Raw genomic sequence first — 26,087 nt, 5'->3', positions numbered from 1 at the left:
CCTCTGGCTAAACCCGGCCACTATGTTGCCATAGCGGCACAACGCAAAACAGGGAATACAATAGGCGTGAAAACACGGCGATACCTCCTAAAGTACCGCCGTGTTGCTAAAAATGGGCGCAGTTTACCAAGCCCTCCGAAAATAGAGAACGGCGGTTTTGAGAAAATCAAAACCGCCGTTAAGCTACTATCTATATGTTTTGGACACAGCTATTCAGCCGCCGCAACAACGGTTTTTTTTATTTCCGTTGGGGCGGTATACTATTAGCTAAAATTGCAGCATTTATTATTCCAAAAAGCTAAGCGCACGTTTGGCTATTTTTTTCAGTAGTAGAATTGCCAAAATAAGTAGCAATCCCATAATAAGAGTTGAAAAAACCACCTCCCCTATTGTCAAATGTACAGATATTTTTTTGTATAAAATAATGCTATTGAGCGGGATTAAAAGAAAGCTACCTGTTAATATACCGGGGCAGTATTTTCTTGTTTTAATAAAAAGTGCCAAATGTGGTACTATGGCATTTATCAACATCACTCCAACACAACCAACAAATCCATAATTGAATATCGTATTATTGGGAAACAAGAGATATAATCCAGAAACTAAATGTAACAAAACAGTAATGCCAATAACCGCAAATATAAAATAATTCTTTTTTATGTTTCTCCGGCTATTGGGCATTTCTTTTTGTTGCCATTCCATAAGCCAAAGGGCTTCTTCAATATTGTGAAGTGATACGCACAGCATAAATACAATCGCATCCATTTTTTTATCGCTCCTAAATGTGCTACACATGTAGCGTTTTGTCTGATTTTAGTATATACTATGAACATATTATGGTTAATTATCTGGCTGTAAGTGCTACACTACTCCCTTAAATCTTGCGCTTTTTTGAAAGGAGCAGGCCATGCGAAAAGAAACAACTAACCCCATTGCCATCCAATCTCAAGAATGGATTGTGGAATCCCTTTTAGAACTTAAGTTGTTCATTCTATATTCCTCCTGAAATAGCATTCTAATTTTCTTCTTGATAAAAATCAAAGAAAGCTATGTGTTTTTTTGTAAGTGGTGAACGCATCATAGTAAAAGCTAATCTTGCTTGTGTCTTTAACCGAAACTCCCAAGACCAAAAGATTATCTTTCACATTAAACCAAGCATCATACTCTGAAAGTTCAGGTTGTAGATATGCGTAGAAATAATGAGGGTCTAAGTCAATAGTTCCCTGATTAAAGGTTTGAAAAGTCGTGATCTATCGGGCATCATCATAACCGAGTTTTCGTTTAAATGTTCCAACAACTCCCTCGCAATCAATAATGTAGTGTGCTTTTTTGTATATGTTTTTTGGTCGCTAAGCATAGTGACAGTTACCGTTTGATCATCTTTTACACAAGATATCGCAGTAGTACAATCCCTTATTTCTGCACCACTTTCTTTTGCTTTATCAACAAGCCAGTTATCAAAAGAGCTTCTCCAAACATTAAACCCTTCTTGTTCAAAGCGATATTCTTTGCCTTTATCATCTGTGAAAATCATTCCTTTGTTTTGAATTGGTTCACACATTGATAGGGCAGGAACGTCCTCATTGAAGTATTGCCAAACCAAATCCATAGTCTTTTTTATTAAAACTCCAGAACAAGATTTGTAACGTGGTAATTCAAATTTTTCAATCAACAACACTCTGTATCCATTTTGGGAGAGTGTTTTTGCGGCAATACATCCTGCCGGGCCTGCACCAATTACTATCACATCATACATTAGCAATTCCTCATTAAATTTTCTTGTTACACTTTGGATTTTAACAAAACAGAATTTATCTATAATTTCTCTAAAATAGATGGTTTAATTACTTCCTCTATAAAATCAACTCTGTCAAAAACTGTTGGTTTAAAATAAGAAGTGACCGCAATCACAATGTCGTTTTGGGGATCAATATAGATTACATTCCCGCTGTTCCCAATGGCGGCATATACTTTTTTATCTTTATCGATAATCCACCAGAGGTAGCCGTACATCATGTTTCTAAATTGGTCGCTTTCTACTAAGGCAGGAGCAGTCATTTCATCAATCCATTTAGACGATACAATTTGCTTACCATCAAAACTCCCTTTGTTCAAACACAGCAACCCTATTTTCGCCATATCTTCAGCAGACAAACACAGTCCGTATCCCGGAGTTGCTATTTGCATTGGATCACAAAACCATACATCTTCTTTCGGCTCTTTACACATTGTAAAATGCTTGTGTTCATCTGCCGTCTCGGCATAAAAATTGATATGGTTTTTGACGCCTATCGGTGCAAACAAATACTTATTTGCATAATCAACGGTTTTCATGTTACAGACTTGATGCAACAACCCTGTTAAGATATGTAGGCACACGGTTTGATATTGAAACTCATTTGTTAAGCCTTTTCTTCCGCCTAAAAAGTCCAGCGATGTTTTCGTCCAATCTGCGCTGGTGCATATTTTTGTCCACGGGTCACCTTTGCATTTGTAGGGTGCTCGCATGGTAAGCAAATGTTTAATCGTTATTGCATAGATGGTCTTTTCGCCGCGTTTCACCGTATAATCGGGAAAATAGTCAAGCACCTTATCATCTACACTTTTAATTAACCCATGATCCAACGCGATGCCAATGAGCAATGCAACCACGCTTTTTGTAGCGGACATAATATGCGTGCAATCGTCCGCTTTATAATGATTCCATTCATCACTGTATATTTTTTTGTTGTCTTTATATGCAACAATCTGACAAATATTTGGTTGTTCTTTTTTAATCAAATTATGTAATGCTTCTTTAGTCATTCTTCACTTCCTCCACAACTTCTGATTTATTTTCATAAATCAAGACCCTTATCATTCGGCTCTTTGATAACGGTTATTTGTAAGCTTTTTGCTTCAATCAAACTTTCCTGTTTGCATTTCGGGCAGTAAAGAGGAAAAATTTTTAAAATGGTATCTTCTCTAACTCTATCACGAGTTTTATTGCCACAAACAGGACAGCATATCCATTCCGTCTTACCCATGCATTTCACCTTTATTAATGCCTAAGCTGTGTGTTTCCCTATGAAAGCAAGCACCTAAAGCGAACATCCCAACCGTTGCTCCAATTAACCAAGCCATTGCTCCAAGCATCATAATAATCGCTATATCAAAAGCAACTCCCACAAGAAACAAAGGAATTGCTAAAGCAGAGCATACAAATAGCCTACGTATCCATTTATAGTTTTTATCTTCCTTTGAAAACACAAAAGCCGCAAAGAAAAGAGAAATACACATCAAGAAGTATGATGCCATTAGTGCATAAAATATTGAGTTGGAATACCCACTAACAAGCAAAGTAAGCCCTTCGGTCATCCCATTTTGAACACTTGGTATTACCGTGACGAGTTGTATCAGATAATTTGCGATGGATATTCCTGCATAGAGCAATCCAAAACTCAGTGCCAACTGATTCCATATTTTTTTATTGCCAGAAGCGTAAATATGTAAGCCGCTAACAAAAACCACATAGGAAATGGCAAGTAACATAGATGGCACTACTGTAAGCATCTGAATAGGATGAAAGGCATTTTGATAGTTGACAATTCCTTTCCATTCTGCAAAATCAAAGGTAAATGCCAAGAGGACAATAAATAACACTGCGAATATCGCAACGGCTATCGACGAAATACCACAAACTTTATATATTAAACGATTATCCTTTTCCATATCTATTCCTCCATTACATTAACAGCGTGTAATTTTCCAAAATTTTTTACGTGTTCCCGAATTAATTCATTGAAAGTAGTACCGTTTTTCTCAGTATCGTATGCAGCTATCATCAAGAAAATCGGACCATAAAACTCCATCGCCAATAAATGAGGGTTTCCTTGCTTGAAAAAGCCATCCTCAATTAAACGGCTGACAATCGCTTCTTGGAAATCAATGACTCCCGACAGAAAATACTTATTATAGAGAACCGCAAGTTTTGAATTGCGATACTGTTCTATAATCAGCATTTTACGAAACAGTGCTGCATATTCATCCTGTGTCCAATATAGAAATAGAGCCTCGCCTATATCCGCCATATTATTGAGCGTTTTTTCGGTATATTGCTCAGCTCGCTTGTTGCTGTTACCGGATACCAATGTCATTTTATCCAACTGTTCTTTATAGTTGGCATCCATGCGTCCAACGATACTATCGAAAATTTCTTGCTTTCCAACAAAATGTTTATACAGCGAACTTTGTCTGATTCCGACTTTTCCTGAGATATCCCTCATTGTCACACCGTCATATCCAGAGTGAGCAAAGAGCCGGAGTGACTCTATTAAAATATCCTCTTTTGTATTACGCTTCATTCAAGACACCTCTCTCAATACAATTTAGCTACCATTTGTTCTCCTTTATATTATAGCTACTAACTGTTCGCTTGTCAAGCCGGTAGTCTAAAATTGAAAGAGCAGATGAACTGTAATATCCTATCATAGGAGTTATCTTTTCCACGAGCAAGAGATGTGTACTCGTTTAACAAAACTTTCTGAAAAAAACAGCGGCAGAGATTTCACACTCTGCCACCGTTCTGTTATGCATATATGATTTCCTTATTAACAATCTCCATAGCACACGCCCGTACGTTATTCATTCTCTGTACCCATTCCATAGGCTTTTCGTCCTTTAGCTGCTCGGTTATATCCTGTACCTGTTTCATCTGCTCTATGAACATTTGAAAGCGTTCCTGTGCCTGCTTATCTATATCCGCAAGATAAACATTCAACTTACCGCTTGTTAGAAGATTTGCGTATGTAACCCTGCGATACTCTTTCAGATACCGCAAATGCCGCCGCCCCCAAACACCGATAGACTTTTCTTCTTCGGCGGGTAACGCAAGGTTAGGAATAAGATAGTCGCTTTCTTCGTGATATGTGCCGCCCATTTGCTCAAATAATGATTTTCCCATTTTACATTTCTCCATTCAATTTTATAGTTTTGCGAGGAGTTCTGTAAGCAGTGTGTTTGTGAGTTTCTCCATCCGACTATCCTTAACTTAAATAATCCCCCCGTTATTTGTTACCTAAAAGAAGATTTGTGAACCGGCTATTAAAAGTATTTCTTGATGAAGTCAGATATCGTTTGCCAATACTCATCGGTATTCGTTACTTTTGCTTGCAGATGATCCGCTCCGTCAAAAATCTTCAACTGTTTCTCCCCGGCTGTCGCTTCCATCAATGTGGCGGTTTCTTTGACTGGAATAAACTGGTCTTTCCGACCATGTAAAAACAATACCGGCAAATGATTGCTGCCTAATTGACGTGTCACAGAAGCATGACGTAAAGAATAGCCGAGCTTTTTCTTGGCATATTTATTAGCTAATTTCATAAAGCGATTGATGGGATATTTTGTCAGTTTCCGTAGCATCCAATGAAACTCACTGTAGACCGATGTATAACTGCTGTCAGAAATCAACAGCTTGACATTTGACGGCAGTTTTTCACCGCTAGCCATCAAAATTGCCGCAGCACCGATAGATTCACCTTGCAAAATAATTTTTGCATCGGCATCGTGTTCAACTATTTTTTGCACCCACGCGATCACATCCAACCGATCCAGCCAACCAAGCCCAATGATCTCTCCTTGGCTTTCTCCATGAGCCCGCAGATCCGGCACCAATACATTGTATCCAGCTTGATAATAATGCTCGGCAATCCTTGCCATATCACGAGCGCCATCACTGCGATAACTGTGGAAACAAACCACCCAGTTGTGTGAACCTCCATCAAAGAAGGCAGCCTGTAATCGCAGCCCATCTGCAGTAGCCAGCCGCCATGTCTGTTTTGTTTGCCAAAAAGTTTCATTTGTTTGAATGACTTCCTGCTTTTTCCAGCCAGGATTCAACATTTGTCGTCCATCTTCTTCGTACCAAAGATTATCCCTTTGCAAAACCGCATCGACAAAAAAATACGCCCAATGACGCAAATATAAATAGCCTGCTGCTATAAGCAGAATAATTATGATCAATAGGATTCCGATAAATTTCAACATAAGCTTTCTTCCCTTCGCTTTTACCATTTCAAGTGTAGCATTTTAGCGGTGCTTTCAGCAATTCATCAAAGCAATGTTTGAAATAAGTTAATTTTTCAAAGTTTCGGTATACTATAATTAAGATTGTATTTCCAGTATTTTTCTGCTGTAGAAATTCAGGATCTAGCTTCCTACTTACTTTGAGTAAGAATGTTTGATAAAAAAATCGTTCAGGAATACAATAACACTATAAAAAATCATGAAAGAAGTGGTCATCTATGTCAAAAATCAATGCAAGTGTAGCAATGGTAAAAGTCATGGCAGATTGGGGAATCGATCATATCTACGGGATTCCCGGCGGTTCCTTCAACTCTACGATGGATGCGCTTTATGAAGAACGAGAAGAAGTAAAATATATTCAAGTACGCCACGAAGAAGCGGGCGCACTGGCTGCAGCAGCTGATGCCAAATTAACAGGTAAAATCGGCGCTGTCTTCGGTTCTGCCGGCCCTGGGGCAAGTCATTTGATCAATGGCCTTTATGACGCACAAATGGACAGTGTGCCGGTATTAGCTTTGTTGGGACAAGTTCCTTCAACTTCTATGAACTATAATGCCTTTCAAGAATTGAATGAAAATCCAATGTTCGCAGATGTCAGCGTCTACAACCGTACAGTGATGAATTCTGAAAGTCTGCCTCACGTAATAGATGAAGCAATCAAAGCCGCTTACGAACAAAAAGGTGTCGCAGTAGTTACGATCCCAGTTGATTACGGCTTTGCAGAAATCGAAGATACGTTTGTTTCTTCTGCCAACACTCATCAAAAAGTGTTGCCTCTACCACAAGAAAGTCAATTGGAAAAAGTATTACCGTTGATTCAAGAAGCAAAACAACCGGTACTTTATATTGGGCAAGGAGTCCGCGGTGGTTTTGATACGATCAAAAAATTCACTGAACATTTCAGCATGCCAGTTGCGGCCGCTGTTTTAGCAAAAGGGATCATTCCTGACGATTATGAAAACTTCTTAGGTTTTGCGGCTCGTGTTGCTACCAAACCAGCCAACGAAGCATTGGCAGTCGCCGATTTGATTTTATTTGTCGGAAGCAATTTTCCATTTGGCAGCATCTTCTTCAATCCTAATGCCAAATTTGTGCAAATCGATATCGATGCCTCGAAATTCGGCCGCCGCCACGCAGTAGATGTCGCCGTTTTAGGAGATGCCATCACCGCACTTGATCGTTTAGTTGAATTAGGTGATGCTCGCCCAGCAGATCATTGGTATCGTGCAAACCAAGAAAACATCAAGAATTGGCATGAATGGCGTCACAGCTTTTACGACGATGACCGCGCACCTTTACGTCCCGAACCAATCTTCAAGGAAATCAATCGCATCGCTGAAGATGACGCGATTTATGTTGTGGATGTCGGTAATGTAACATTAAGTTCGATCCGTCATTTAGAAATGAACGGCAAACAAGCATTCACTACTTCCGGTTGGTTCGCTACCATGGGTTATGCTGTTCCTGGCGGGATCGCTGCGAAATTGAGCTATCCTGATCGACAAGTCTTTACGATCTCCGGTGATGGCGGATTTGCAATGAATATGCAAGATATCATCACTCAAGTCAAATACAATTTACCGATCATCAATATCGTTTTGACGAATGATTCTTTCGGTTTCATTGAAGCTGAACAAGAAGATACTAATAAAGCCTACTTCGGTGTGTTACTGCAAGATGCAGATTACGGAAAAGTCGGTGAAGCGTTAGGTGCCAAAGGCTTTACTGTCACTTCTTACGATCAATTAGAATATGCATTTGAAGCGGCTAAAAAATCAGATCGTCCTGTCGTGATCGATGTGAAGATTGCTGATGAACGCCCATTACCAGTGGAAGCAATGGAACTAGATCCCGAAAAATTCTCTGAGGAACAAATCAACAAATTCAAAGAACGGTATGAAGTAACGAATATGCCTAGCCTGACTGAATTGCTTCGCTAAGCAACTCAAAACCGTTAGAATTCCGTCAATAAAATAATAAAAACATATCCGGATGATAAAATCGAAAACTCGATCTTGCCATTCGGATATGTTTATTTAGTAAACTATTTATTTTAGTGCTTGATTCACATTGTCCAACATGATTTCCAGCGATTCCAAGCCGCTTCCGGCTAGATACCAGACTTGCGAATCTAAAGAAATGACTTGGTTGTTTTTACCGGCAGTCGTTTGTTGCACCAGCGCATTGTCAGCGACTTGGTTCTTGCTGTCATCTCCGCCTACCGCTTTTGTCCGATCGATTACGAAAAGAATATCCGGATTTTTCTCCAAAATATACTCATAGGAAATACTTTGTCCATGGGTGGAAGCTTCGATCGTTTCATCTGCTGGTAAGAAACCGAATGTATCATGGATGATACTGAAACGGGAACCCGGACCATACGCCGAAAGGTTGCCTTCGTTTGCTAAAACCACCAACGCTTTTTGTTGAGATTTTTCTGCTTGTTCTTTTACAGCAGTGATTTTTTCTGAAAGAGCTGCTATTTTTTCTTCCGCATCTTTTTCTTTCTCAAATATTTTTCCTATTGTTGTTATATTTTCTTGGATCGACTCCCAAGTTCTTGTCGTATCCACACTTAAAAACAACGTTGGCGCAATAGCGGACAATTCTTTTTCAAAATCCCGTTGGCGCCCAGAGATAATGATCAAATCCGGCTTCATTTGATTGATTTTTTCCAAGTCCGGTTCTTTGATCCCGCCGGCTGATTCTACCTTGTCATATTCTTTCAAGTATTCAGGCAGATTTGCTGTAGCAGCGCCGATCACCCGATCACCCACACCTAACGCATCCATTGTATCTAATGCACTGTTGTCAAAAACCACGACCTTTTGAGGATCTAAAGGTACTGTGGCTTCTCCTTCTGCCGCTGCGACTATTATTTCTTTTGCTGAAGTCCCTTCTTCAGCCGATGTTGCTGCTTGTTGATTACCGCAAGCTGTCAATACAAAAAACGAAACAAAACATAAAATTCCTACAGTGATTTTTTTCATCTCTTCCTCCTATTGAAAATACATGCAAAATCGTTTTCCATCGATTTCACATATTTTTATATTCATCCCATAAAGCCGATTGATGATTTCCGGCTGAATGATTTCTTCTGTGGATCCATCGGCAAATACTTTGCCATCTTTCATTGCCACGATATGATCAGCAAATCCTGCCGCAAAATTGATGTCATGCAAAACGATCACGATAGTCTTCTGTTTTTCCCGCACGAGTTTTTGCAGTAAATGCATCATTTGATTGGCATGATTCATGTCCAGATTATTCAATGGTTCATCTAACAAAATATAATCGGTATCTTGTGCTAGGATCATTGCGATATAAACTCGCTGCAGTTGTCCGCCAGATAGGGTATGGATAGATCGCTCAGCCATCTCTGACAATTCCATCTGGATCAGCGCGTCATCGATTATCGTTTCATCTTCGGCTGACAATCGGCCGCGGCTGTACGGATAACGGCCAAAAGCGACTAATTCCCTTACTGTGATGTTTAACTGGATACCGTTGCTTTGCTTTAAGATCGCTAATTTTTTCGCCAATGCTTTTGATTTCCATGTGCGGACTTCCTCATGATCCAAATAAATCTCACCGCTAGATTGAGATTGAAGACGGCTGACTAAAGATAAAAAGGTGCTTTTTCCCGCTCCATTCGGTCCAATAAACGCTACCAGTTTGCCTTGGGGAATATCCAGATCCACATGATCTAAGACAGGCTTTTCTTGATAAAATTTTGAAATTTCCTTTGCAGAGATCATATCCGTTTCCTTTCTGAGAAAATTTTACCAACAAAAAAGATTCCGCCGATAAATTGAATGATCGTACTAATGGTCGTCGTCAGCTGAAAAATTTGTTCGACTAAAAACTGACCACCGATCAATAAGATCGCGCCGATAAAAAAACCGCCTAGAAACAGTTCTCGATGACGATACGTATCAAAGATCTGATAACTGATAGTCGCAACGATAAAACCTAAGAAGATCGTCGGACCCACCAACGCCGTCGCAGTCCCGGTCATTACAGAGATCCCCAACAGACTCCATTTCTGGAAGGCTGACAGCTTGATCCCTAAATTGATGGCATGATCTTTGCCTAAATGCAGTACATCCAACTCCGGAGTCGCCAGCCAAAAGAAAACACTGCAAAACAGCACCAATCCGGCAGCAGTTACTAAATGCGCGGTGTTGATATTGCCGAAACTAGCAAAAAGCCGTCCTTGCAAAAGATCGTATTCATTCGGGTCCATCAATACTTGCAGGAAACTGCTGATACTGGAAAAAAATGTACCGGCGATCATTCCCACCATCAATAACAAAAATAATTCATGGGAATGTTTGTTTAAAAAGACCCCGATAAATAAAACGCTCAATAATGCCATGATCCCTACATTCAGCAAAAACAAACCTGTGCTTTCCTGACCCAGCATCGTGATCCCTCCTGCAAAAAAGAATAGCAGTGTTTGGATCATTACATATAGATTATCCAATCCCAAGATACCGGGGGTCAGAAATTGATTTTTCGTCAGCGTTTGGAAACTGATGGTGCCGATGGAAGAAACAAGAGCCACCAATAAAAAGGCAGCGATCTTTTTCCCACGCAGCTGCAATGCGAATTCCCAATTGCCATATGTATTGAATGTAAGGTAGCCGATCATCAGCCCCACCATGATCAAAAAGAGCCAAAGCAGTTTTTGAGAAACAAGTCTACGGATCATCGCACGTTCCTCCTTATCAATAAAAATAAGAAACAAGCTCCCCCAAGTACGCCTACTACAACGCTGACCGGCAATTCATAAGGCGCGATCACCAAACGGGCGATAATGTCGCAAGTCAATAAAAAAATACTTCCAATGATCGCCGTCATCCCTAATGTATCTTTTAAATGATCACCGTAAAACAATGAAACCAAGTTAGGAACAACAACACCCAAGAAGGGCAGATTTCCTACCATGATCAGTACCGAACTGCTTGCTAAGGCAACTAAAGCAAAGACGACCAGTTGCAGACGACCATACTCCACACCTAAATTTTTCGCCATTGTTTCTCCCAAACCAGCGATTGTGATTTGGTAAGCAAGGTAGTATAAAAGAAAAAATACCGGAACCGTAATATACAATAGCTCGTATCTTCCTTGCATAACAGTGGAAAAATTGCCTTGCAGCCAAGAAGAAACATTTTGAACCAATTGAAACTGATACGCGAAAAATGAAGCGAGAGACCCGACAATATTCCCGAACATGACACCTGTCAGCGGTAGGATCATTGGATCTTTTTTAGGCAGCCAGCGACTTAAATGCAAAAACAGCAGAACACCAGCATACGCAAACAAAAAAGCGACTCCTGACCGCAATAAGATCGAGCTATCAGGTAAAAACAGCATGACCAGTAAAATACCTAATCGGGCACTGTCCATCATTCCGATGGTGTTCGCCGATACGAAGCGATTTTGCATCATATGCTGCATGATCATACCGCAAACACCCAATATTCCTCCGGCTAAAACCAGACTGATGGTTCTTGGCAATCGTGTCTGTGACAGCAATAGCCACGCCAATGGATCACCTGATAAAATCCCTGATAACGTCACATCATGAAGGCCAACGAAAATAGAACCAATGATTAGAAGGAATAACACGATAATACTGATTTTTTTCATAGCGCATTCCTTTACTTTTTTAATTGAGAATGATTATCACTCTCACTTTCTCAGTTTATGCTAAAGCGCTCTATTTTTCAATCACTTTTTAATGATTAAGTTCTTTTAATTGCAGAATATTCGTCATTTAGAGAAAAATTAAATAGAAATTTACTCTATTCACCTCAACCGTTCCCTGTATATAAAATAAATTTTTTGTTATTAAATATTTTTTCTGTTATTGTTCGTTTCCATAATGTTGTTATCTTTATACCGACTGCAATCATCAACTCCTAAGCAAATTTTTTGTTAAGCGATTTCAACTAATGTTATGATTCATAAGTAGGAGGTGTCACATGAAAGAACAAATTTTACTTGTAGTCAATGATGAAAACTTATATTTTTTCCCCGCTTGTTCCGAATTTACTGTCGTCAGCAGTTCTCGCCTGTTGACCAATGAGTATTATAAAGAAAACATTTCTCAGTTAGCGCAGCTTGAGTTGGTGGTCTTTTTGGATTATGGTTTCAAAGTAGCGATGGCGGAAAAATTACGCGGCTATACACCGGCTAAAATCATTTTATTTTTCTGGAATCACTTGACGGAAACTCACCTAGAGTTACTCCGAGAAGCCCAAAAAAGCGCCGCAATCGACGATATCTACCATTTTGATGCGTTAGAAGCACAACAATACAATCTGAAACATAACTCTTCCTTTTATCGTAAACCAGATCTTGATCCTGATACTATCGAAAAAAAATACGATCTGTTTTTAGGCGCTACCAACAGCGGTCGCAAAAAAGAAGCTGACTTTCTACAGCAGGCTTTTGATGATATGCAGCTTAGCTACTATTTCCACTTTTTATCTGGAATCGGCGGCCACCGTCAGGCAGGTTTCATGCCTTATCATGAATATTTGGAAAAGACACTGGAAGCACAGGCGACTGTCGAACTGATGCGCCCTGGTCAAACAGGATTGACATTGCGCAGTTTAGAAACTATCTATTGGCCTATCAAACTAGTAACAAATAACCCTGTCATCGAGCACTATCGTTTTTATCATCCAGATAACATCTTTGTTGTAGGAAAAGATCCTTTAGATCAGCTGCCAAACTTTTTGAAAAAACCTAGCGTTCCGATTCCATCTGAAATCAAAGAATTCTACCAGCCGATAAATTGGGCGCAACGCTTTTTAAAAGAAGATGTGGATTATGGCGAGCTTGAATACCACCCTACACTTTTTCTTAAAAATGTCTCTGATCTGTAATAACAAAAACTCTTTTGACACGATCCCAGTGATCAGTCAAAAGAGTTTTTTTGCAGGTATTCCACAAAAAAAGCACTTCCTGTTTTCACAGAAAGTGCTTAGTCATCGATGGATTATTTACCAGCGAATGGGTTGTTTTTGATGTTGTAGAAAGATTTGATTCCTTTGTATTCTGCAACTTCACCTAATTGGTCTTCGATACGTAGTAATTGGTTGTATTTAGCAATACGGTCAGTACGTGATAGAGAACCTGTTTTGATTTGGCCAGCGTTTGTAGCAACTGCGATGTCAGAGATTGTTGAATCTTCTGTTTCACCTGAACGGTGAGATACAACTGCAGTGTAGCCAGCTTCTTTAGCCATTTCGATTGCTTCGAATGTTTCTGTCAAAGTACCGATTTGGTTAACTTTGATAAGGATAGAGTTAGCTACGCCTTTTTCGATAGCTTTTGATAATTTTGCAGTGTTTGTTACGAACAAGTCGTCACCAACTAATTGAACTTTGTCGCCTAGACGATCAGTTAATTTCTTAGTACCTTCCCAGTCGTTTTCGTCTAATCCGTCTTCGATTGAGATGATTGGGTATTTAGAAACTAATTCTTCGTAGAATGCGATCATTTCGTCAGTTGTTTTTTCGCCTTCGCCTGAGTCAGCTAAAACGTAAACACCTTTTTCTTTGTCGTAGAATTCTGAAGAAGCAGCATCCATAGCAAGAACAACATCTTTACCAGGAACATAGCCAGCTTTTTCGATAGCTTCGATGATTACTTCGAAACCTTCTTCGTTTGAACCTAAGTTAGGAGCGAAACCACCTTCGTCACCAACTGAAGTAGCTAAGCCTTTGCCTTTTAAGATAGAAGCCAATGCGTGGAATACTTCAGCACCCATACGTAGAGCTTCTTTGAATGTTGGTGCGCCAACAGGCATGATCATGAATTCTTGGAAGTCGATTGAGTTATCGGCATGTGATCCGCCGTTGATGATGTTCATCATTGGTGTTGGTAAAACTTTTGTATTGAATCCGCCTAAGTAGTGATATAGAGGCACTTCTAAATAGTCAGCAGCTGCACGAGCAACAGCGATAGAAACACCAAGAATAGCGTTTGCGCCTAATTTACCTTTGTTAGGAGTACCATCTAAAGCGATCATTGCTTTGTCGATAGCCATTTGGTCACGAACATCGTAGCCGACGATAGCTTCAGCGATGATGTTGTTTACGTTGTCAACAGCTTTGCTTACACCTTTACCGCCATAACGAGCTTTGTCGCCGTCACGCAATTCAACAGCTTCGTATTCCCCAGTTGAAGCACCTGAAGGAACCATTCCGCGTCCGAATGCGCCTGATTCAGTATAAACTTCTACTTCGATTGTTGGGTTACCACGTGAATCAAGGACTTCGCGTGCGTAAACATCAGTAATAATTGACATGTTTGTTTCTCTCCTTTGAGTTTGGTTTATCTAAAGGGAATCTCCCTTAGGAACAATTTTAGTTGACTTTTCTTGTTTCTGCAAATAGAAATTTCTTTACATGAAAGAATTCAAACTATTTTACAGCATCTAACAATGCTAAGAAAGAGTCAGGTTGTAAGCTGGCACCGCCGACTAAAGCACCGTCAACGTTTTCTTTTGCCATATACTCAGCAATATTTTCAGGTTTTACTGAACCGCCGTATTGGATACGTACTTTGTCAGCAACTTCTTTGCCATAAAGTTTTTCAACTGTTTGACGAACAACACCACAAATATCATTAGCGATCGTTGCATCAGCAGATTTACCAGTACCGATTGCCCAGATTGGTTCGTAAGCGATAACCATGCTTGAAACTTGTTCAGCAGACAGGTCAGCTAAACCAGCAGTGATTTGTCCTTCGATCCATTCAGCAGTTTTACCTGCTTCATAAGTTTCCAAAGTTTCACCACAGCAAAGGATAGGAGTCATACCGTTTGCGAAGATTGCTTTTGCTTTTTTGTTGATTTCTTCGTCTGTTTCGTGGAAATATTCACGGCGTTCTGAGTGACCGATGATCACATATTGAACACCTAGATCAGCTAATGCTGCAGGTGAAGTTTCACCTGTATAGGCGCCTTCGTTTTCCCAGAAGCTGTTTTGAGCAGAAATTTGCAAATCTGTTCCTTTTGCTGCTTCTACTAATGTTTGTAAGAATAACGCTGGTGAACCAATAACTGAATCCACTTTGTCGTTTCCAGGGATTTTTGTTTTGACTGCTTCAGCAAATTCTTTTGCTTCTGCTGCAGTTTTATTCATTTTCCAGTTACCGGCAATGATTGGTTTGCGCATGATAGCGACACTCCTTTTAATTTTTTTACACAAAATCGGAACAAAGTCGGCAACAAGTGAAAAATCCCCGAACTATTCATCGATCAAACCGTTTCATGACAACTCATTCGGCGTACCTACTAAACAGCAGGGACAATCTATATATAGCTCGGACATTTCACTGTTGCACTAGCTGAACGCCAGTTCCAAAATTTTTTTATTTATCGTTGATAGCTGCAAGTCCAGGCAATTCTTTACCTTCAAGCAATTCTAAGCTGGCACCGCCACCTGTAGAGATATGCGTGAATTTATCAGCAAAGCCTAATTGTTCAGCAGCTGCAGCTGAATCGCCACCGCCGATGATTGTTGTTGCGCCTTCAAGGTTAGCGATTGCTTCACAAACGCCGATCGTACCTTTTGCAAAGTTGGACATTTCAAATACGCCCATTGGTCCGTTCCAAACAACTGTTTTAGCGCCTGCCAATGTATCAGCAAACAATTTAACAGAAGCAGGTCCGATATCTAATGCCATCAAGTCTTCTGGAATATCGCCTTCGATGACTTTTGTTTCTGCATCGTTTGAAAATTCTGGTGCACATACGTTGTCGATTGGTAATACCAATTTGTCGCCAGCTTTTTCAATCAAGCTTTTCGCTAATTCGATTTTGTCTGATTCAACTAATGATTTACCGATGCTGATTCCTTTTGCTGCGTAGAAAGTATATGTCATACCGCCGCCGATCAAAATCTTGTCTGCTTTAGGGATCAAGTTTTCGATTACGCCGATTTTGTCAGAAACTTTCGCGCCACCAAGGATCGCGATCATTGGACGTTTAGGATTTTCAACGGCTTCGCCGATGAATTTGATTTCTTTTTCCATCAAGAATCCAGCAACTGTTGGGATACCAGTTGAAGCGATTCCTACGTTTGAAGCATGGGCGCGGTGAGCTGTACCGAATGCGTCGTTAACGAACACATCGCCTAATGAAGCCCAGTATTTGCCTAGCTCAGGATCATTTTTGCTTTCTTTTTTACCGTCTACATCTTCAAAACGAGTATTTTCGAAGACAACAACGTCGCCTGCTTTCATGTCAGCAACTGCTTTTTCTAATTCTGCGCCGCGAGTTTCAGGAACGAAGGTTACTTCTTTTCCTAATAATTCGCCTAAGCATTTTGCAACAGGTGCTAATGATTTGCCGGCTTTATCTTCTTCTGTTTTTACACGACCTAAGTGTGAAAACAAAATCGCTTTGCCGCCTTGTTCTAAAACGTAGTTGATTGTTGGCAATGCAGCTTTGATACGTGTATCGTCACCGATCACGCCGTCTTTCAAAGGAACATTGAAGTCAACACGGACAAGGACTTTTTTATCTTTTAAATCGATATCTTGAACGGTTTTTTTTGCCATGACAGATTTCCTCCTAATAGTAAAAATACATCATTCTTGAAAAAAAAGCGGAGAAGCGCGTCGCTTCCCCGCTTTCATCGTGCAATGTTTTGTTCTACAGTTGTACGTGAATCTTATAATTTTGCGAAGTATTCTAAGGTACGTACTAATTGAGCAGTGTAAGACATTTCGTTGTCATACCAAGCAACTGTTTTAACAAGTTGTTTGCCGCCAACTGTAAGAACTTTTGTTTGAGTTTCGTCAAACAATGAACCATATGTCATACCTACGATATCAGAAGAAACGATAGCGTCTGTATTGTAACCGAATGATTCGTTTGAAGCTTCTTTCATTGCTGCATTTACTTCGTCAGCTGTTACTTCTTTGTCAAGAACAGTAACTAATTCAGTTAATGAACCAGTTGCAACAGGAACACGTTGAGCAGCTCCGTCTAATTTACCGTTCAATTCTGGGATAACTAAGCCGATAGCTTTAGCAGCACCAGTTGTGTTAGGCACGATGTTTGCTGCTGCAGCGCGTGCACGACGGAAGTCGCCTTTAGGATGAGGTCCGTCAAGAGTCATTTGGTCACCTGTGTAAGCGTGGATTGTTGTCATTAACCCTTCAACGATACCGAATTTGTCGTTCAATGTTTTTGCCATAGGAGCTAAACAGTTTGTAGTACATGAAGCACCAGAAATAACTGTTTCTTCACCAGTTAGAGTTTCATGGTTTGTGTTGTAAACGATTGTTGGTACATCGTTACCACCAGGAGCTGAGATAACTACACGTTTAGCACCAGCTTTTAAGTGTAATTCAGCTTTTTCTTTAGATGTGAAGAAACCTGTACATTCAAGAACGATTTCAACACCTAGTTCGCCCCAAGGTAATTCTTCAGGGTTACGGTTAGCTAAAACTTTAACTTCTTTTCCGTTAACGTTGAATGAACCTTCGTGAACTTCTACAGTACCGTTGAAACGACCTTGAGTTGTATCATATTTTAACAAGTGAGCTAACATGTTAGCGTCTGTTAAGTCGTTGATCGCTACTACTTCGATTCCTTCTACATCTTGGATACGACGGAATGCTAAGCGTCCGATACGTCCGAATCCATTAATACCTACTTTAACTGTCATTTAAGATTTCCTCCTTATGAAAATCAAAAAAATTTTTATTTTAAAGGGTTGCCCCTTTTAAAATCTCATTAGCAGCAGCTTCATCAGTGATGAGCCACGTTTGTTTTGGAGCATTTTTCATATAGGCGTGAATCGCTTTGGCTTTAGATTTCCCGCCAGCGACTGCCAGAATTATAGGGATGTGTTGCAGATCTTTCAACTGCAAACCGATCCGCGGAACTTTGTAGACAACTTTTCCAGTTTCATCGAAAAAGTAGCCGAATGATTCCCCTACCGCATTGTTCTGCTTTAACATCAAAATCTCGCTCTCAGACATCTTTCTTCGAGCCGCCATGTGTAAAGCACGTCCAATACTATGAATAACACAATTAGCTTCACTTATCAAGTTTAACACCTCAATGATCAAGGGTTCTCGAAGAAGTGAATCATAGGTTGCAGAGCTTAATTGTTCGGGAACATAAAGTGCCCGATGATCGCCGTTTGTCCGCATCGCCATAACTGCACTGACTGAATTTGCTTGCACGGTCACTGCCTCGCCGATCCCGCCTCGCGCAGGAACGAATAAGTTGTGACGTCGCTTGCTTTCCAGATTAGTCAAGTTCTCAGCTACTGTCGCCATTGTTGTGCCGCCCATCACAGCGATGATATTTTCACCTTCAGGAAGCAGCAGATCCAGCGATTCATTAAGAATAGCGCCAAATTTATCAACGACTTTGCTTTGCTGATCGCTATCGCCGGCAGCGACTAAACAGCGTTCGTTGCCAAAGTAATCCGTCAATTTTTTTTCGATTTGATGCATGCCGAAAAGCTGATCCATTACTTTATTCAACGCGTCATAAACTTCCTGGCCTTTTTTTGTCAATGCCATTCCGCTTTTTGACGAATCGATCAATTGGAGTCTTTTCAGTAAATCAGTTTCGGTACGCAAAACGCGTTCCGTCATGCCTAGACTTTCGGCTAAATTACGCCGTCCGATCGGCTGCATCCAGTAAATATTACGCAAGATCTTGAAGCGCTCTTGTAATACTGAAAGGATATCTGGAGCAACTGCTTCAATCAATTTCAATTCATCAAGCATGGTAAACTCCTCCGTGGGACTTTTTTTGTCCGTCATAGACTTAAACCGACCCATCTACTATAAAAAAAATTGGATCTTTGACTTAGCCTCACAGTGGTATAGTATCACTTTGGAACGTTTTATGCAACTGATAAACTTACGCAATTTGTTTCAAAAAAGAAACACCACGAAAACTATTTTTTCAGCTCCGTGGTGTATAGTAAATCATTTTCTGAAAAAAATCAATCAAATCTTTTCCGTTTGGATGAACTTGGTATTTTCAAAGCATCACGATACTTGGCGACGGTCCGTCGAGAAATGTCGATTGCTTCTTTTTTCAGCAGTTCTACCAGCTTTTGATCTGACAACGGCTTGCGTTTGTCTTCTTGATCCACCAATTCCTTCAATCGTTTTTTTACAGAATCAGTCGATAGATCTTCGCCGTCTTCTGTACGACTGGCTATTTTCTGACTAAAGAATGTCTTTAATTCAAACACGCCAAAGTCGGTCTCCAGATATTTTCCATTGACGGCCCGGCTGACAGTAGATTCATGGATTCCTAACTCTTCTGCCACTTCTTTTAAAATGAGAGGCTTTATAGGCCGTGCTTTATCAAAGAAAAAGTCTTGCTGGTGGCGGATGATCGCTTCACCCACTCGCAAGATCGTGTCGCCGCGTTGCTGGATCGTTTTTTCAAGCCATTCAAAATCTTGCTGCTTCTCTTTTAAATATTTCAGTACTTCAGGATCTTTGGCTTGTGCCATCTGTTCGAAGTAATGATGCTGAAATTTTATTTCCGGCACACCTTGGCGATTGGAGGTCAAATGGATCTGTCCCTCACTGATCCTTACCGTCAAATCAGGAATGATATACAGTCCTTCCGTAGAACCGAATACTGCTCCAGGAGTTGGTGTCAATGTTTGGATATAGTCGAATACTTGCTGGATCTCGTGCAACGTGATGTTGAATCTTTTAGCGATCAGATCCCATTTTCGCTGGACCAGCTCTTCAAAAGTTTCTTCCAAGATGATATAGGTCAGCACCGGAGCAAAATCATCTCTTTCCGTTTGCAGCATCAAACTTTCTCTCAGATCACGGGCGCCCACACCTGCTGGATCTAACTGTTGGATCAATGTCAATGCATCTAGCATTTGGACCATCGTAGCTCCGGTCGTTTCGCTAGCCTCTTCTAACGAGATCTTCAAATAACCGTTTAAATCAATGTATTCCACCAAAAACAATACCAATGTTCTCAAATATGTATCTCGATAATTAAGATGGATCTGGTCGATCAGATATTCAAACAGCGACACGGTGTTATCAGGGATTTGACTTAAATATTCCATCTCTTTTCCAGAAGAGGAGCGCGGCTTGGAATAATTCAATGTGTAATTAGGCTCCGAGATTTCAATCAATGGATTGGCTAGTGCTTCTGTTTCTACAAATTCAACTAATTCATCCATCGAGAATTGCAACACTTGGATCGACTGCTGCAATTTCTGCGTCATAGCCAATTTTTGTGTCTGTTTTTGCTTTTGTGAAAAACTTTGTTCAAATTTCATCGTTTTTCCCCTTGTAATTTATCTTAAAATTCGCTAAACTAGTATTCGTTGATGCGTCCTTAGTGTAGTGGATATCACGTAAGATTCCGGTTCTTGAGACGGGGGTTCGATTCCCTCAGGACGCGTTCTAGCAACTGTTCTGATTATACTTTAAATTTCAAAGCGTTGCAAAGTCTTGTTTTAAAGCGGTTTACATCATCTTGCCGCTAAACAACTCAAATAGGACTGATAGTTAAGAGAAGCGTTCGCGCTTCTCTTTTTTTGTCATGAAATACTATGTTTACAAACCAACATTTCTCCAAAAAAAAGAATAGCTTGCGCTATTCTTCCTCTTCATCATCATCAAAATCATCATCTTCGTCGTCGATGATCGTCAAATCTTCTTCGATGTTTCCAGGAACTACTTCCTCATCATCGGTATCATCGTCAGCGCCGATTTCTTGCAAGTCTGAGTTGTATGCCGCGATTTCTTCGTCTTCGTCATCATCGTCATCATACAATTCTTTATCATCATCGTCATCTACTAAATCGGTATCTTCCGGATCATCATCGTTATAGTCGATCGCATCTTCGTCGTCACTGATGAAGGCATTGACTTTTTTACGTTTGCGTTTGCGTGGTGTATCTTCGTCTTCTTCGTCGATGCCATGATTGACTTCCTCATCGATCGAGTCGATCGCGTACCACGAACGTAAGCCCCAACGATTATCACCTAGAGAAATAAAACTGCCGTCAATATTCAAGTCAGTATAAAATTGTGCCAAAGAATCGCGGATTTCGCTATCTGATTTTCCTAAGTAGGTTTGGATCTGATTGACCAAATCTGAAAATTCCATCACATCGCTGCGTTGTTCTAAAATCGCATGAGCTACTTCGATCATGGATAATTCGCTTCTATTGACACCTTCAAAAACATTAATTTCCAATTAGGACACGTCCTTTCACAGTCTACCCCTTATCATACAAAAATGTCGTTTAAAATGCAATTTTTTCTTTAAAAATCATGCCGTAAAATCCAAAGAAATTTGATACTCGCCAATTCGTTCATCCATCATATAAAGATCATAGTCAATATAAAGGCTGCCTGCGGTTGGTCGTTCTTTCAAACTCACGTGGAGATTTTTAGTAAACGTACTGAAAAACATCATGCCATAAGGCGTTTTATAGGAAGTTTCCATTTTTTCTTGATAAACAAACTTCAAACGCATCCGCATATCTCCTGCACGCGTCAGATGAACTGTCCCATCAGGCAGCAATTTGATCGTTACCGGCACTTCGCCATCTTCTTGGACCTCTTTATAACGGATATATAGTGTGTCCCCCATTTTGACGATTTGTCCTTGCAGATCAAAAATAAAATCTTGCGTTTCCCCGTGTTGCCGAACTTTTGTAGCTAATTTTATAGAAATCGGCAATCCGTTTGTTATATCCATTTTTTTTTGCTCCTTTATCATCTGTTTATGCTTATTGTTCACAGTTTTCGATCATTTGTCAAACGTTGCGGTCAAAAAGCTTAGTGAGTACTGCTTTTTGACTGTTTTCGTATATAATGAAGAGGATAAAGAAAAGGAGTTTTTTTATGCAGCCAATTTTGATTGATCAAGCACCTTATACATATAAGCAGGCTTATAGTCCATTTGCTTTGACTGATCTGTTGATCGACAACGCGGATCGCAAGCAGCAGTCCTTCCTCCATTTTTGGCAATTGGAACACACAATGATTTTAGGGATGAAGGATACACGAGTCGAAGATCTTCCAGCAGGTGTAGCGCATCTGGTGCAAGCTGACTACCCGCCAGTTGTTCGTAATTCCGGCGGTCTGGGTGTGATTGCCGACAGCGGCATTTTGAATATCTCGCTTGTTCTGCCAAATCCTGATAAAAAATGGACCACAGACCAGGCTTACGAACAAATGCTTGCTTTTACGAAAAAAGCTTTACCTGAACTTTCGATCGAAGCCTATGAGGTTTCAGATTCCTATTGTCCCGGAAAATATGATTTCAGTGTGAATGGACAAAAAATCGCGGGAACTGCCCAGCGTCGGATCAAAGATGGTGTGGCTGTAATGATGTATCTAAGTGTCAACGGTGATCAGATTCAACGCGGAAAAGTCGTACGGGAATTTTACCGGCAGAGCCTGCCAACGACATTCGGCACAAACGGCTATCCCCCTGTCCGTCCCGAAAGTATGACCACTGTCGCCGCATGTTTGGATCAGAATATCACTGTTGAGGAAATGAAACAGCGTTTTTTAGATGCCTTGGAGATCACAGACGCCCCTCTTGATTCACAAAAATGGATCAAAAACGAAGATCTATCTGCCATCTATATAGAAAAACTGAACCGCATGATCCAAAGAAATCAAGTAATAAAGGAGCTTATTGATGACGATACCTTATAAATACCAGCTGCTGCCGATCGAAAAAGTTTTCCGCGATCCAGTCCATAATTATATCCATGTCCAACACCAAGTGATTTTAGATCTGATCAATTCAAAAGAAGTCCAACGCTTACGTCGAATCAAACAACTAGGCACGACTTCTTATACATTTCACGGCGCGGAACACAGCCGTTTCTCCCATTCGTTAGGAGTTTATGAGATTTCCCGACGCATCTGCGATATTTTCCAGCGGAACTTTTCCCGCGAAAAAATCGGTGCTGGCGGTTGGGATGACCAAGAACGTCTGGTGACGCTTTGTGCAGCATTATTGCATGATGTGGGACATGGCGCGTTTTCCCATACCTTTGAGCACATTTTTCAAACCAATCATGAAGCCATCACGGTGGAGATCATCACGTCGCCGCAAACAGAAGTCTATCAAATCTTGAATCGGGTCGAAGAAGGCTTTCCTGAAAAAGTTGCCAGTGTGATCACGAAAACATATCCCAATCCTCAAGTCGTCCAAATGATCTCCAGCCAGATCGATGCGGATCGGATGGATTATCTGTTAAGAGATGCCTATTACACTGGTACTGAGTATGGAACGTTCGATCTAACTCGTATTTTGCGGGTGATCCGTCCCTATGAAGGCGGGATCGCATTTTCCATGAACGGGATGCATGCGGTAGAAGATTATATTGTCAGCCGCTATCAAATGTATGTACAAGTATATTTCCATGCGGTTTCCCGGAGTATGGAAGTCCTGTTGGAACATCTTTTGAATCGTGCTCATGAACTTTTCCAAGAAACACCGGAAATTTTTGAACATCATTCGCAACTGATGCTGCCATTTTTGAAGCAGCAATTCACATTGGAAGATTACCTGAAATTGGACGATGGCGTTCTAACGACCTATTTCATCCAATGGAGCGAAGAAAGTGATGTAGTGCTGAGCGACTTGGCAAAACGCTGGCTAAATCGCAAACCGTTGAAATCCGCATCCTTCACTGGTGAAAATCAGTTGCCGCTGATTGAAAAATTGCGGGATCTGGTAGAACGTGTCGGTTTCAATCCAAAATATTATACGGCGATCAACTCAAGCTATGATTTGCCTTATGATTTTTATCGCCCTGAATTAGGCAAACATCGGACCCAGATCGAATTGCAGCAAAAAGACGGCAGTCTGTTGGAACTTTCCAAGGTCAGCCAATTAGTCTCTGCACTCGCCGGACAAGAACAGATCGATCAGCGGTTTTACTTTCCAAAAGAAATGGTTGACCCTTCCACGCAAGACAATTATGATTTGTTTAGCGATACTTACCGAGAATTCGCCAGCCATATTCATAATGGCGCTTTAGTAGAATCCACATTTTAGGAGGAAATTATGTCAATCAAATTAGTCGCCATCGATATCGATGGTACTTTGGTCAACAGCAAACGGGAATTGACCGAAAATGTGAAAAAAGCTTTACAAGAAGCTCATCGAAACGGAGTCAAAGTCGTGTTGTGTACCGGCCGACCATTGCCGGGCGTACAGCCTGAACTAGAGCTTCTCCAACTGACTGGCAAAGATGATTATGTCATTACTTATAATGGCTCACTCGTTCAATCAGTAGCATCCGAAGAAGTGATTTCTGCTTATGAATTGACCTATGAAGATTATTTAGAGATCGAAGTAATGGCCCGCAAATTAGGCGTCCACCTGCATGTTTCCGGCAAAGACGCGATTTATACTGCCAATCGCGACCTTAGTCCTTATACGATTTATGAATCCTTTTTAGTCAACATGCCGGTAAAATACCGAACACAAGAAGAGATGCAAGAAGATATCGAAATGATTAAAATCATGATGATCGATGAACAAGAGATCTTAGACGCCGCGATCGCGAAACTTCCTCAATCTTTCCGGGAAAAATACACCGTTGTCAAAAGTGCGCCTTTTTATTTAGAAGTGCTGAATAAAAAAGCCAGCAAAGGTGCGGCATTGGCAAGCCTTGCTGAACATTTGGGTCTAGAACAGGATGAAATCATGGCGATCGGTGATAACGAAAATGATTTGACGATGATCGAATACGCCGGTGTTGGTGTCGCCATGAAAAATGCGATCCCATTAGTCAAAAACGCCGCTGATTATGTAACGATCGGCACCAATGACGAAGACGGCGTTGCTGAAGCATTTCGCAAATTTGTGCTTTAAAAGTATTAAAAACACAGAGCTATGAATCAACACTAAAAAAACAAAAGTAATTTAGCGACTTTGTTTAAACTGTTACTGAAATCATCACAAAAACAGCTTCAGCAATCATTTGACTGCTGGAGCTGTTTTTTTCTCTATTTGTTCTCCTGCTTCAACCACTGTTGGACTGCCCAGCGATGACTGCCCCGTTTTAACAGCAGCATGGCGTCATCGATACTGTGCCAAGAGATATGATTGGTCGTTTCCGTCGGTTCTGCGATTTTTTCCCAACGCGCGGCACAATAAAAATATCCGGGATGATAATAATAAGTGTCGCGATGACTGGAATAAAAATATTCCACCGCTTCTCCCAAGTACGCGCCGATTTCCACCTTAAACCCCAATTCTTCCAGCATTTCACGATCAATAGCCATTTCATGGGTCTCGCCTTTTTCGATTTCTCCACCAGGCAAGAAAAATGCTCCGTTTGGTGCTTGTACCAATATGATCTCCTCATTGTTCTTTCTGCCAATCACGATATAAGCGCCATAGCGTGCTGTATACTCTTTTTCTTCCTTTTTTCCAAAAACTGGATGTTCCATCGATTCCCCTCCATGACTTTGAATACCTCCTATTCTACTCAATATAGAAATATTTCACAAGAAATTTATCAGAATATTCACACCCTTGGATTTTAGGCGTAATCCTTATCAACACTCTTGGACTATGATAAGATGAAGAAAATGTATCGAAAGGATGATTATTATGAAAATGGCACATACTTGTGTTCGCGTAAAAAATTTGGAGGAATCATTAAATTTCTATCAGCAAGCGTTTGGTTTTGAAGAAAACCGCCGCCGTGATTTCCCTGAAAATAAATTCACCCTTGTTTATTTGACATTACCAAATGATTCTTACGAATTAGAACTAACCTATAATTACGATCATGAAGCCTATGATTTAGGGGACGGCTACGGTCATATCGCTATCGCAACTTCTGATTTGGAAAAACTTCATGAAGAACATAAATCAAAAGGACTTGAAGTCACTGATCTAAAAGGCTTGCCAGGAACTGCTCCTTCTTACTATTTTGTAGTAGATCCAGACGGGTATAAAATCGAAGTGATTCGAGAAAAATAAATTTTAGGAG

27 protein-coding genes and 1 tRNA gene are annotated in these 26,087 nt (G+C 40.5%); 7 read left to right on the top strand and 21 right to left on the bottom strand.

The window, feature by feature from the left end; translation table 11 throughout:
- Positions 1-285 precede the first annotated feature (285 nt).
- The 8 genes from EFB00_RS09245 to EFB00_RS09210 all read right to left on the bottom strand — a co-directional run bounded on the left by EFB00_RS09245 (position 286) and on the right by EFB00_RS09210 (position 6,024).
- Positions 286-765, bottom strand: coding sequence for an HXXEE domain-containing protein (locus tag EFB00_RS09245; RefSeq protein ID WP_164709453.1), 480 nt, complete (start codon positions 763-765; stop codon positions 286-288).
- 442 nt (positions 766-1,207) lie between these two features.
- A complete protein-coding gene (locus EFB00_RS09240; protein WP_206423476.1) occupies positions 1,208-1,756 on the bottom strand; it encodes an NAD(P)/FAD-dependent oxidoreductase in 549 nt (182 codons plus the stop codon).
- A gap of 59 nt (positions 1,757-1,815) precedes the next feature.
- Positions 1,816-2,805: a serine hydrolase domain-containing protein gene (locus EFB00_RS09235; RefSeq protein ID WP_122646538.1), complete on the bottom strand. Its 990-nt coding sequence runs from the start codon at positions 2,803-2,805 to the stop codon at positions 1,816-1,818.
- 32 nt (positions 2,806-2,837) lie between these two features.
- Positions 2,838-3,026, bottom strand: a complete 189-nt coding sequence (locus EFB00_RS09230) for a cysteine-rich KTR domain-containing protein (RefSeq protein ID WP_122646537.1) — start codon at positions 3,024-3,026, stop codon at positions 2,838-2,840.
- On the bottom strand, positions 3,019-3,711 hold the full coding sequence (locus EFB00_RS09225; RefSeq protein ID WP_122646536.1) for a hypothetical protein: 693 nt from the start codon (positions 3,709-3,711) through the stop codon (positions 3,019-3,021). Before EFB00_RS09225 ends, EFB00_RS09230 begins: the two co-directional genes overlap by 8 nt.
- A 2-nt stretch (positions 3,712-3,713) precedes the next feature.
- Positions 3,714-4,343, bottom strand: a complete 630-nt coding sequence (locus tag EFB00_RS09220) for a TetR/AcrR family transcriptional regulator (protein WP_122646535.1) — start codon at positions 4,341-4,343, stop codon at positions 3,714-3,716.
- Between the two features lie 224 nt (positions 4,344-4,567).
- Positions 4,568-4,942: a TnpV protein gene (locus EFB00_RS09215; RefSeq protein WP_122646534.1), complete on the bottom strand. Its 375-nt coding sequence runs from the start codon at positions 4,940-4,942 to the stop codon at positions 4,568-4,570.
- Positions 4,943-5,082: 140 nt separating this feature from the next.
- Positions 5,083-6,024, bottom strand: coding sequence for an alpha/beta hydrolase (locus EFB00_RS09210; RefSeq protein ID WP_122646533.1), 942 nt, complete (start codon positions 6,022-6,024; stop codon positions 5,083-5,085).
- 257 nt (positions 6,025-6,281) lie between these two features.
- Between EFB00_RS09210 and spxB the strand changes: the two genes are divergently transcribed.
- Positions 6,282-8,003: a pyruvate oxidase gene (gene spxB, locus EFB00_RS09205; protein WP_122646532.1), complete on the top strand. Its 1,722-nt coding sequence runs from the start codon at positions 6,282-6,284 to the stop codon at positions 8,001-8,003.
- Positions 8,004-8,111: 108 nt separating this feature from the next.
- Here the strand turns inward: spxB and EFB00_RS09200 are convergent, their stop codons facing one another.
- The 4 genes from EFB00_RS09200 to EFB00_RS09185 are packed head-to-tail and all read right to left on the bottom strand — an operon-like array spanning position 8,112 to position 11,718.
- On the bottom strand, positions 8,112-9,053 hold the full coding sequence (locus EFB00_RS09200) for a siderophore ABC transporter substrate-binding protein (RefSeq protein WP_122646531.1): 942 nt from the start codon (positions 9,051-9,053) through the stop codon (positions 8,112-8,114).
- A gap of 9 nt (positions 9,054-9,062) precedes the next feature.
- Positions 9,063-9,821, bottom strand: a complete 759-nt coding sequence (locus tag EFB00_RS09195; protein WP_122646530.1) for an iron ABC transporter ATP-binding protein — start codon at positions 9,819-9,821, stop codon at positions 9,063-9,065.
- Complete coding sequence (locus EFB00_RS09190; protein ID WP_122646529.1) at positions 9,818-10,777, bottom strand: iron chelate uptake ABC transporter family permease subunit; 960 nt, start codon at positions 10,775-10,777, stop codon at positions 9,818-9,820. Before EFB00_RS09190 ends, EFB00_RS09195 begins: the two co-directional genes overlap by 4 nt.
- Positions 10,774-11,718, bottom strand: coding sequence for an ABC transporter permease (locus EFB00_RS09185; protein WP_122646528.1), 945 nt, complete (start codon positions 11,716-11,718; stop codon positions 10,774-10,776). The genes EFB00_RS09190 and EFB00_RS09185 overlap by 4 nt, the downstream gene beginning before the upstream one ends.
- Before the next feature lie 335 nt (positions 11,719-12,053).
- Between EFB00_RS09185 and EFB00_RS09180 the strand changes: the two genes are divergently transcribed.
- Positions 12,054-12,962, top strand: coding sequence for a WaaS/CpsH family glycosyltransferase (locus EFB00_RS09180; protein WP_122646527.1), 909 nt, complete (start codon positions 12,054-12,056; stop codon positions 12,960-12,962).
- A 113-nt stretch (positions 12,963-13,075) separates the two neighbouring features.
- Here EFB00_RS09180 and eno read toward each other — a convergent pair whose 3' ends face one another.
- From eno to rpoN, 6 genes are all read right to left on the bottom strand, one after another.
- Positions 13,076-14,389, bottom strand: a complete 1,314-nt coding sequence (gene eno, locus EFB00_RS09175; RefSeq protein ID WP_122646526.1) for a phosphopyruvate hydratase — start codon at positions 14,387-14,389, stop codon at positions 13,076-13,078.
- Between the two features lie 115 nt (positions 14,390-14,504).
- Positions 14,505-15,260: a triose-phosphate isomerase gene (tpiA, locus tag EFB00_RS09170; protein ID WP_122646525.1), complete on the bottom strand. Its 756-nt coding sequence runs from the start codon at positions 15,258-15,260 to the stop codon at positions 14,505-14,507.
- Between the two features lie 196 nt (positions 15,261-15,456).
- Positions 15,457-16,647, bottom strand: coding sequence for a phosphoglycerate kinase (locus EFB00_RS09165; protein WP_122646524.1), 1,191 nt, complete (start codon positions 16,645-16,647; stop codon positions 15,457-15,459).
- 113 nt (positions 16,648-16,760) lie between these two features.
- Positions 16,761-17,762, bottom strand: a complete 1,002-nt coding sequence (gene gap, locus EFB00_RS09160) for a type I glyceraldehyde-3-phosphate dehydrogenase (protein WP_122646523.1) — start codon at positions 17,760-17,762, stop codon at positions 16,761-16,763.
- Between the two features lie 40 nt (positions 17,763-17,802).
- Positions 17,803-18,894 (bottom strand): sugar-binding transcriptional regulator, encoded by a 1,092-nt coding sequence (locus EFB00_RS09155; protein WP_206423475.1) that lies wholly within the window; start codon positions 18,892-18,894, stop codon positions 17,803-17,805.
- 167 nt (positions 18,895-19,061) lie between these two features.
- Entirely contained in the window at positions 19,062-20,381 is a 1,320-nt protein-coding gene (gene rpoN / locus EFB00_RS09150; RefSeq protein ID WP_122646521.1) for an RNA polymerase factor sigma-54, read from the bottom strand.
- A gap of 53 nt (positions 20,382-20,434) precedes the next feature.
- Between rpoN and EFB00_RS09145 the strand changes: the two genes are divergently transcribed.
- Positions 20,435-20,506 (top strand) — tRNA-Arg (locus EFB00_RS09145).
- Positions 20,507-20,701: 195 nt separating this feature from the next.
- On the opposite strand, the gene rpoE is transcribed toward EFB00_RS09145, so the two are convergent.
- Together rpoE and EFB00_RS09135 are read right to left on the bottom strand one after the other, a co-directional pair.
- Positions 20,702-21,307, bottom strand: a complete 606-nt coding sequence (gene rpoE / locus EFB00_RS09140; protein WP_122646520.1) for a DNA-directed RNA polymerase subunit delta — start codon at positions 21,305-21,307, stop codon at positions 20,702-20,704.
- Between the two features lie 75 nt (positions 21,308-21,382).
- Positions 21,383-21,814, bottom strand: coding sequence for a YwiB family protein (locus EFB00_RS09135; protein WP_122646519.1), 432 nt, complete (start codon positions 21,812-21,814; stop codon positions 21,383-21,385).
- A gap of 146 nt (positions 21,815-21,960) precedes the next feature.
- On the opposite strand from EFB00_RS09135, the gene EFB00_RS09130 reads away from it, so the two are divergent.
- From EFB00_RS09130 to yidA, 3 genes are read left to right on the top strand one after another with little or no spacing between them, the layout of a single operon-like run.
- Entirely contained in the window at positions 21,961-22,782 is an 822-nt protein-coding gene (locus tag EFB00_RS09130) for a lipoate--protein ligase family protein (RefSeq protein ID WP_122646518.1), read from the top strand.
- Positions 22,766-24,136 (top strand): HD domain-containing protein, encoded by a 1,371-nt coding sequence (locus EFB00_RS09125; protein WP_122646517.1) that lies wholly within the window; start codon positions 22,766-22,768, stop codon positions 24,134-24,136. Before EFB00_RS09130 ends, EFB00_RS09125 begins: the two co-directional genes overlap by 17 nt.
- Before the next feature lie 9 nt (positions 24,137-24,145).
- Positions 24,146-24,958 carry a sugar-phosphatase gene (yidA, locus tag EFB00_RS09120; RefSeq protein WP_122646516.1) on the top strand — a complete coding sequence of 271 codons (813 nt, stop codon included), beginning with the start codon at positions 24,146-24,148 and terminating at the stop codon, positions 24,956-24,958.
- A 134-nt stretch (positions 24,959-25,092) separates the two neighbouring features.
- Here yidA and EFB00_RS09115 read toward each other — a convergent pair whose 3' ends face one another.
- Positions 25,093-25,539, bottom strand: a complete 447-nt coding sequence (locus EFB00_RS09115; protein WP_122646515.1) for an NUDIX hydrolase — start codon at positions 25,537-25,539, stop codon at positions 25,093-25,095.
- A gap of 163 nt (positions 25,540-25,702) precedes the next feature.
- Here EFB00_RS09115 and gloA point away from each other — a divergent pair, with 163 nt between their 5' ends.
- Positions 25,703-26,077: a lactoylglutathione lyase gene (gloA, locus tag EFB00_RS09110; RefSeq protein WP_122646514.1), complete on the top strand. Its 375-nt coding sequence runs from the start codon at positions 25,703-25,705 to the stop codon at positions 26,075-26,077.
- Positions 26,078-26,087: the final 10 nt, after the last annotated feature.

Source organism: Enterococcus mediterraneensis, from assembly GCF_900604485.1.
In the GTDB taxonomy this organism is placed as follows: Bacteria; Bacillota; Bacilli; order Lactobacillales; family Enterococcaceae; genus Enterococcus_C; species Enterococcus_C mediterraneensis.
Note: the sequence above shows the minus strand (reverse complement) of the source record. Positions and strands in the feature narration are given on the sequence as shown.